General features: G+C 39.4%; 7 protein-coding genes. 4 read left to right on the top strand and 3 right to left on the bottom strand.

Annotation, left to right across the window (positions count from 1 at the left end):
* The first annotated feature begins 46 nt into the window (after positions 1–46).
* Positions 47–949 carry an alpha/beta hydrolase gene (locus B7C60_RS09310; protein ID WP_099611413.1) on the top strand — a complete coding sequence of 301 codons (903 nt, stop codon included), beginning with the start codon at positions 47–49 and terminating at the stop codon, positions 947–949.
* A gap of 104 nt (positions 950–1,053) precedes the next feature.
* Here B7C60_RS09310 and B7C60_RS09305 read toward each other — a convergent pair whose 3' ends face one another.
* A complete protein-coding gene (locus B7C60_RS09305; protein WP_099611412.1) occupies positions 1,054–1,947 on the bottom strand; it encodes a LysR family transcriptional regulator in 894 nt (297 codons plus the stop codon).
* Between the two features lie 115 nt (positions 1,948–2,062).
* Here B7C60_RS09305 and B7C60_RS09300 point away from each other — a divergent pair, with 115 nt between their 5' ends.
* The 3 genes from B7C60_RS09300 to B7C60_RS09290 all read left to right on the top strand — a co-directional run bounded on the left by B7C60_RS09300 (position 2,063) and on the right by B7C60_RS09290 (position 8,527).
* Entirely contained in the window at positions 2,063–3,175 is a 1,113-nt protein-coding gene (locus tag B7C60_RS09300) for an efflux RND transporter periplasmic adaptor subunit (protein WP_099611411.1), read from the top strand.
* A 2-nt stretch (positions 3,176–3,177) separates the two neighbouring features.
* Complete coding sequence (locus tag B7C60_RS09295) at positions 3,178–6,249, top strand: efflux RND transporter permease subunit (RefSeq protein ID WP_099611410.1); 3,072 nt, start codon at positions 3,178–3,180, stop codon at positions 6,247–6,249.
* A 223-nt stretch (positions 6,250–6,472) separates the two neighbouring features.
* Complete coding sequence (locus tag B7C60_RS09290; RefSeq protein ID WP_099611409.1) at positions 6,473–8,527, top strand: IgaA/UmoB family intracellular growth attenuator; 2,055 nt, start codon at positions 6,473–6,475, stop codon at positions 8,525–8,527.
* A 104-nt stretch (positions 8,528–8,631) separates the two neighbouring features.
* Here B7C60_RS09290 and B7C60_RS09285 read toward each other — a convergent pair whose 3' ends face one another.
* Both B7C60_RS09285 and B7C60_RS18750 read right to left on the bottom strand, forming a co-directional pair.
* On the bottom strand, positions 8,632–9,303 hold the full coding sequence (locus B7C60_RS09285) for a lysophospholipid acyltransferase family protein (protein ID WP_099611408.1): 672 nt from the start codon (positions 9,301–9,303) through the stop codon (positions 8,632–8,634).
* Positions 9,304–9,310: 7 nt separating this feature from the next.
* Positions 9,311–9,423, bottom strand: a 113-nt coding sequence (locus tag B7C60_RS18750) for a phosphatidate cytidylyltransferase (RefSeq protein WP_245869194.1), incomplete at its 5' end; no start/stop codon positions are given.

The following is a 9,423-nucleotide window of genomic DNA, read 5'->3' as shown; positions in this document are numbered from 1 at the left end:
CATTACTTTAATATTGGCTTGTGTACTATTTTAAGAGGTCATCATAATGAAAAGAGCAATAATAGGGCTAACAATGCTGATTGGTATCGTCAGCTTAGTGGGTTGTAGCGCGAGAAATGGGCTTGAGCTCACGCCAGTTCCTGTTCAAAAACAAACCATCGATTATAAGACAGTGAACGGAAAGACTCTTGCCTTGGATCTTTATCTGCCTCATCAACAACAAGCGGCACCTTTACTCGTATGGGTTCATGGTGGAGCATGGATGCGTGGATCGAAAGATGAATTTTTTACTAAAAATGGACGATTAGCGAACACGTTGTTAAAGCAAGGTTACGCGGTGGCGGTAGTAAATTATCGCTTAAGCAGCGAAGCAACGTTTCCTGCACCAGTCGCAGATATTAACGATGCGATCAATTATCTGATGGATCACCGTCAGAATTTCTCTTTAAAGAGTGATCGTGTGGTGATGATGGGTCGGTCTGCTGGGGCGCATTTGGCGATGTTAGTGGCGACGTCTAATACTTATGACAGTGGCTTTTATCTCGCAGGGCATGAGCCGCGTTATAAAGTGTCCGCAGTGGTGGATTTTTTTGGACCGAGCGATCTTGTTGAACTGAAAGGAAATAGCGGAGCAATCGACCATGACGCACCAGACTCATCACAAGCTAAAATGCTGGGTAAATCACCAAGAGAAGATGCTGAGCTTGCTAAATGGGCTTCCCCAACAACTTATATTAATAACACAACACCACCTTTTATTATCTTTCATGGCCTTAATGATACCACGGTACCATATAGCCAAAGTGAGTATTTAAAAAGTGTACTTGACGGTTATGGGATAGAAAATCATCTTTATTTAGTTGATGGGGCTCACCATGGTGATCCGATTTTTGATACCGATCCGTATGTCACTCAAGTGTTAGATTTTATTCAGTCAAAGGTTGAATAGAGCAATACTTTATTTATCTCTTGCCGCCTGCCTGAAACTCTAAGTTGTTTGGGTATAATTGTCGATTTTTTGCTATTTGAACAGTTAAGCGTATGTGGATATCGCTATTCAATCACCATAGGTTCAACTTCTTTGTATATAAAATCTATTAGAGCTTTTGCTGCGCGAGATAAACTACTGCGATTGGGATAAACTAGCCATCCAGTATATTTTACCGAATCAGTTTTTGGCAATAAATGTACTAATCTTCCTTGTTCGACTTCAGGTTTGGCAAGATGATTCGGGTGGTACATTACTCCCTGGTGTTGAATGCAAGCACTGGTGATAAGCGCAATATCATTGACAATCAGTTTTCCTTTTGCCTGAAATGTTTGTCCGTTAGATAAAGGAAACTGCCTTGCTAATTTGCCATCAGGCATTCTTTGAATAATAAAGTTATGTTGTTTTAATTCATCTTCACTATAGGGATGGCCATGCTTCTTTAAATAAATAGGGCTGGCGTAATAGCCCATGGTAATTGTTTTTAATGGACGTGCAATTAAATTAGAGTTTTCTAATTGTTTTCCAATACGAATGGCGATATCTATATTATCTTTAATTAAGTTTCTGTCATCGGCACTGATAATTATTTCTATATGTACTTTAGGGTGTTTCTCCATAAATTTAAATACTGATTTTTCAAAGATATCTATCCCCGGTAATGGTAGTAACTGTAATCTAAGATGACCGTTTAGCTCAAGTGAATCGTGTGTCATATCTTCAATGACGGCATCGAAATCTGCCAGGAGGGGTTGAGTGCGTTGATAAAAGAGTCGGCCATTTTCCGATAACGTGATTGCTCGTTGATGACGATGGAATAAGCTGACTTTTAGCTCTATTTCTAGATTTTTAATCCGTCGACTTAAGTTGGATTTAGGCAAGTCTAGTAATTCAGAGGCTTTAGTTAAATTGCCTGCATCTACAATTAAATGAAATAATTTAATATCTTCTATTCTCATATTTAGATGCCTTTGTTTTGATTTTTAGAACTCAATGTTGCACATTGTTGTGTTTTTTGCAATGGAAGGGTTCTCTATAATAAATTTTTATTAGTAGACAGATCTCAAGGATACTATGTTGAAATTTATGTTTTATCCAATTACTAGCATATTTGCACTATCAACTTTGCTTGCTGGTTGTAATTTTGCCAGTCAAAACGAAGCTACCCATCCAAGTGCACCTCGCTCGGTAAAATTGCTTCTTATTGATCAATCCCCGTCGTCACAACAACGACGTTTCCCTGGTAAGGTCTATGCGAGCCAGCAAGCAGACCTTGCTTTTAGAATTAATGGAGAACTGATTCAACTAGATTTAGTGGAAGGACAATCTGTTACTCAAGGTGATATTCTTGCCGAGTTAGATAAACGTGATGCTATCAATGCTCTGTTGAATGCAAAAGCAAACTTTGAACTTGCTGAAGTTGATTTTAAACGCAAGCAAACTTTACTGGACCGAAAATTAATTTCGGCTTCAGATGTTGATAGTGCCAGTGCGATCTTAAAATCAGCAGAGGCTAGCCTGAGAGCAAGCAAGGATCAATTAGCGTATACGACGTTATATGCTCCCTTTTCAGGTGTTATCGCGAAGGTACATACGGATAACTACCAAATGATTCCTTCGAATCAAACCATCATTACTTTGCAAAATATCGATACTTTTGATCTAAAAATTCAATTGCCAGAATCTGTGCTTCTTGACTTAAAAAATGCCATGCCTCTTGAAGATATAAAGGCTTTTGCGCAGTTTGATAGCTTAGGGGAGCGTTTTTTGTTGCGTTATAAAGAGCATAGTTCTCTTGCAGCGGAAGGAACACAAACCTATGAAATGACCTTTACCTTAACCGCACCAGAACACATGCATTTATTACCCGGGATGAGTACGACGGTCTCAATTGATATGATCCCTGATTCTTCTCATTATCCTTCGATGGCACTTTTACCATTGAGTGCGTTAGTGAAAACAGGTCAGGATTTTACAGATAAAGGGGAACATGATGCCTTTGTTTGGGTATATCAGCCAGAGACTCAGACATTGAAATTAACCCCGATTTCACTAGGTAATCTTCGCGCTGAAGGGGTTGAAATTTTGTCTGGGCTTGAGGGTGGTGAGCAAGTGGTTGTTAATGGTGTCAACTCGTTAACGGGAAAAGAGTTAGTTAAACCCCTGACTTGGGCGAGAGGGGTATAACCATGAATGCAGCGCTCTATAGCATTAACCATAAAGTGATCAGTTGGATGGTTGTATTATTGATGATGGTTGGAGGGGTTATTTCTTTCACGAGTTTAGGACAACTTGAGCAGCCTGAATTTACCATAAAAACAGCCTTAGTGATTACTAACTATCCGGGGGCAAGCTCGGAACAGGTAGAAGAAGAAGTGACGCTTCCATTAGAAGATGCGATTCAGCAGATGTCACAGATAAAGCACATAACGTCAATCAATAGTGCGGGCTTATCTCAAATCGAAGTAGAAATTAGCGATCAATATGATAAGCATAGTTTACCGCAAGTATGGGATGAATTACGGCGTAAAGTGAACGATACGCAAGGTACGATGCCCACTGGTGTTAGCCCCTCGGTAATTGTTGATGATTTTTCTGATGTTTATGGTTATCTACTCAATCTTACTGGAAAAGATTATAGCTATCGAGAATTGCATAATTTTAGTAATTTATTACGTCGAGAACTGGTATTAATACCTGGGGTAAAAAAAGTTTCCGTTTCGGGTATTCCACAAGAAATAGTCGTAGTAGAAATAAGCCAGCAAAAATTAGCGGCTTTAGGGTTAGAGCCGGATTATATCTACGGGCTATTGCAAACTCAAAATGTGGTTTCCAATGCAGGAAAAATGCTGGTTGGTGATTATCGAATACGAATTCATCCAACAGGGGAATTTGTTGATATTACCGAAATGAAAAATATTTTAGTCAGCCCTGCGGACAGCCAACGGTTAATTTATTTGGGGGATATTGCTAATGTATATCGAACGACCACAGAAGCACCAAGTCAAATTTATCATAACAATGGAGAAAAAGCTTTATCGGTCGGTGTTTCTTATTCTTCTGGCGTGAATGTGGTCGATATTTCTCGGGCAATTAGCCAACATCTAGAATCATTATCATCTGAAATTCCAGTCGGAATGCAACTTAATGTCATCTATGATCAAGGATCAATTGTGGATAAATCCGTTAGTGGATTCATCATTAATCTTGCTCAGTCTGTTGCGATTGTGATTCTCGTTTTGTTGGTGTTTATGGGGTTAAAATCCGGGCTTTTGATGGGGGCCGTCTTAACGATTACTATACTTGGGACATTTATTGTCATGAATGTATTTGGTATTCAGTTACAGAACGTTTCACTTGGCGCATTAATTATTGCTCTCGGCATGCTAGTTGATAATGCAATTGTTGTTACTGAAGGTATTATTATTGGTATAAAAAAAGGATTAAGTCGTAGGGAGGCGGCTAGTCGTATTGTTAAACAAAGTCAAGGGCCGCTATTAGGTGCGACCATCATTGCGATTATGGCTTTTGCGCCGATAGGCCTTTCATCAGATGCTACGGGAGAGTTTTGTGCCTCTTTATTCCAAGTATTGCTTATATCATTATCAATCAGTTGGTTGACGGCAATTACAATTACTCCTTTCTTTTGTTATTTACTTTTTAAGGATGGAGATAAAAATAATGCTGAAGAAAACCCTTATAACGGAGTCATTTTTAATATATACGATAAAATATTATCGTCTGCAATGCGTTATCGTTTTTTGAGTTTGATCACCGTTTTCCTGATGCTCATTGCTGCTGTAGTCGGCATGACAAAAGTAAAAAGTGTATTTTTCCCAGCATCTACAACACCTATTTTTATGGTCGATATTTGGATGCCAGAAGGCACTGATATCCTCAGTACTGAGACGTTAGTCAAGCGTATTGAACACGACTTATTACCTATTTATGATGAACACGGTATAGTGAATATTACCTCGGTGACCGGGCAGGGAGCGCAACGTTTTGCATTAACCTACCAGCCAGAGAAAACGTATGCTGCTTACGCTCAATTACTACTTGAGATGAGAGATTTAGAAAATCTAGCCCAGTTTTTACCTTGGCTAGAGCAATATTTAAGAGATACTTATCCGGAAGCTGAATATCGAGTAAAAAAAATGGAAAATGGCCCATCTCCAGCGGCGAAGATAGAGGCAAGGCTGTATGGGGATGATCCTATAATACTTCGAAAATTAGCAGAGCATGTTAAGGTTATCTTTGATCAAGAATCTGACGCAGATAATATTCGTAATACTTGGAGAAATCAGAGTTTATTTATTCGACCACAAATTGATTTAGCTCGGTCACGTGAAATTGGAATTAGTAAGCAAGATCTAGATACCGCTTTACTACGCAATTTTAATGGTCAACAAATAGGTATTTATCGGGATGGTTCACACCTATTACCGATAATTGCTCGTTCCCCGGCGAATGAACGTAAACAGGCTAATAGTTTAAATGAGTTACAAGTTTGGAGTTCTAAATATCGTGATTTCACACCGATAACCCAACTGATTAGCCATTTTACTAGTGAGTGGGAAAACCCCATCATCATGCGTCGTGATAGAAAGAGAGTGATTACGGTATTAGCTGATCCGGCAACTTATAGCCATGAAACCGCTGATTCATTACTCAAAAAAGTACGTCATAAGGTTGAGGCCTTAGAGTTACCTGCTGGCTATACACTGGAGTGGGGCGGTGAATTTGAAACCTCTTCTGAAGCGCAGCAAGGATTAGCTAGCTCTATCCCCATGGGGTATTTAGCCATGTTTTTGATTACCGTTTTACTGTTTAATTCGCTACGACAGCCGATTGTTATTTGGTTGACCGTACCGCTTGCGGTGATAGGCGTAGCTTTTGGTCTACTAGTATTAGATGCTCCTTTGAGTTTTATGGCAATTATAGGAATGCTGAGTTTAAGTGGGATGATTATCAAAAATAGCATTGTATTGGTTGATCAAATTAACGTGGAATTAAAAGATGGTAAACCGCCTTACCAAGCTGTTTATCAATCAGCGGTGAGTCGGGTTAGGCCTGTTGGGATGGCGGCATTAACGACGATGTTAGGAATGGTTCCTTTACTTTCAGATCCTTTTTTTCAGTCAATGGCGGTAACGATAGTGTTTGGTTTAGGTTTTGCCACGGTGCTTACCTTGGTTGTTTTACCTGTGATTTATACGATTATATATCAGATTAAAGTAGAATATTTTGTCACCAGCTAATCTTTCAATGCATATCGTCGTCCGCGCTGCTTAGCGAGGTTGAGTACGTTCTTGCTTTTCTCTTAACACTAACTTACAACGATGCAAATTGGCTTCAAACCATTTTGCATCGTTGTTTTAGCATACAAGATGGTTGTGGATAATCAACGACGCAAATTGTAATGATTTCAATATGGTATTTTGCTACATTGACCAATCTTTTTGATGACTTAATTTTTGCGATATGAATAACTTTATATTGATAATAAGCTTAATAATAGCGATTGTTTCTCTTGTTGCTTTAATTAGTTTTAAAGCTGAAAAAGACACAGCTAAATCTAAACTAGAAAGTTTACCCCAAGATCTTCAACCAACGCGTCATACAACGTTTGCGGAAAGAAATGCGTTAAAAACTAAATTTAATTTCGAACCTAAAGATACTCAAGTATATGAAATTATTGGTGAAATATCCAAGTCAGTATTAAAGAAAAATGGTTTTGCCACAGAGCAATTTTTCACTATAAATGGATATTTGATCGATATCCCTTATACCGCTCAGCCATACCTGCAACCCGAAGAAAATATTGTTGAAGTGATATATGAAAATGATGAAGCTTGGCTTATTTCATTAAATAACGTTTGGTATATCACAGAGGACGCTACCGAACAGAAAAATCGAGAACTTAATCATAAAAAAATACATAATGCTGAAATAGGTCAATTAAAAGAAAGCAACATCAAAATAACCGGTAAACGTGAAGCCAACGCTTCTGAACATCAGCAATTAAAACCCACCGGCTTGGGTATGGGCAGTATGATCGCAGTACTGCTGAACATGTGCTTATTCTTATTGTTATTCGACTCGCGATATCCTGCTCTGGCAACAGCCACTAGCTTATTTCTCCTTCCTTTGAATTATTGGCTTTTTATTCGAATGCGTCGCGCTCACTCTAAACCTGTGCTGGTGACGAAAATGAATGGAAAAATTTATAGTCTAGAAGAGAGTGGCGATGAGCTTCTGGTATATTTTCAGCCGCCTCAATTAACGATGGCTAGCTCATACGCTTACTATGCACCCATTAAATGGAAAAAGGAAATCGAACGAAAAATAGATCATTTTGTTAATTTTGAGGTGTATCCTGAAAGAGAAAAACTAGTTTCTATCGATAAAAATTTATCGCTAGCCGCCGATCAGCCGGAAGCAAGACCGCAAGTTACTCCTCATGTTAGTATGCTAATTGCTATTTTAATTTTCGCTCAAATTGCATTTAATATGGTCGAAAAACCTATTTTTGATGCGAGTTTGCAACAAATTTGGCACGAGAGAAAGATTACCGCTAATGGGGCTTCTGAGTTGTTAGAACAGCATCCCAATATAGGCGAAAAAGTGGTGTTGTCTGGTCATCGGCAATGTTTAAAAACAGAAAAAAACCACTGGGATGGCTTTGATTCTGTTTTATGCCAACGTTTTTATTTACTTGATCACGCGTTACCAACATTGAGTGTGCCAGATAGTGTAGAGGAAACTAAATTAGCATTTATTAACAACTACAATAATGCCAACCTTACTCCAGAATTAAATGCTAATACTTATTATCGCCTGACTGTTCTGGCATCACTAAATAAGCAGACCATCAGTGCCAGAAAAGATATTCGAGGTTTAAGTGGTCGATATTTCAAAAAGATGACAGAATTATTTGCTCCTATTTGTGACTACTCGGAGCATTGTCCTCAATTTAAAGAAGAGTTAACTAAACAGTGGCAGAAGTTATTAGCGGATTTACCAAATCCGAGCACTTGTTCGGCTGAGCAATGTTGGCAACAAATGGTATCAGATGAGTATGAAACTGCCTATTTGGTGACTCATAAGCGTGAAACTTATCCGCTAGAACAGGCCATGGCATTAGTTTATAAAGAGATTAGCCAGCAATTGGTTGATAACCACTTGAGTGATCCACTCTCTGAACCAGCAGTGTTGATTCATTTAGCAAGCGCTACCCAGGTTCCTCCTAAGCTTGAAAAATTATATGACCAATTAAATGCCCAATTTAGTATCGATGGGTTGACCACTTTCCGTGAATACCTCAACCAAGTGTCAAATTTTAGCGAGATACAAGGTGTGGTTATTTCTGCAAGAGCCACAGCCGATAGCCTCGAATTGGTGCTAGAAACCGACTTGACCCAACAAGATTTCATGCAGCAGTGGCTGGTGTTAGCATTGTTATTCGTATTGCTAGGCCTCGCTGCTATACACTTTACACGTATGGTTTGGCTAATTGTTTCAACCCCCCCAAAATAAGGTGAGTAAAACTTAGCTCTCCTTTCTACTGAAAATTGCTGTGGTATCGGTTCTTCCCAATCACCTCATTTTACGATGTGATTGGGAATGTTGGTGATAGATAGCTAAAAATCCTGCTGATGATCGTCGACCGCCGCTTGGGAATGTGTGATGCAGTGTGTAGCTAAGTGCTGATAACTCTTTTGCATCGTGAGCACAAAATCCTCTGCATCCGTAAAGCCGCTTAACGGTTCACCAATGACAACGTCACAGTTGAAAGGTACCAACATCGCGGTTCCTTTGGGCAGGGAGCGACCTAATCCACGCATCACCACCGGTAACACCGAACGTTGTGGATGATGTTTGACTAAGTGATAAATTCCCTTTTTTAAGCCACTCATAATTTCCGGCTCACCACGACTACCTTCAGGGAAAATAATTAGAATGTCATTTTGTTCTAGCGCGTCATGACAGGCTTGTAGCACGGTATCGCGCTCACTGCTTGAAGGCGTTCGACGGATCGGAATGATGCCAATAATATTGAGTGATAACCAAGCGACAAATGGATTAGCCAGAAAATAGTCGGCCGCAGCGACAGGGCGAACTCGATGAATTAAGTGTAACGGAAAAAGAGCCATCAGGACTAAGGTATCCAAATGACTATTATGGTTCGCTGCGATAATGATCGGGCCTTGGCTCGGTAAATGTTGTCGTTGCAAGACATTTAATCCCAAACCAATAAACACAAGGGGTTTGACGATCAATAAAAAAAACAGCACTTTGAGAAGACGCGCCATACACACCTCAGTAGTAAAGGTAATAAAGATAGTGGAAGAACAACGGCGCGGTAAACATCAAACTATCGATACGATCCAAAATTCCTCCATGTCCTGGGATAAACTGACTTGTGTCTTTAA

Origin of the sequence: Vibrio fujianensis, from assembly GCF_002749895.1 — a bacterium.
GTDB lineage: Bacteria > Pseudomonadota > Gammaproteobacteria > Enterobacterales > Vibrionaceae > Vibrio > Vibrio fujianensis.
This window is presented reverse-complemented; position numbering and strand designations above follow the sequence as displayed.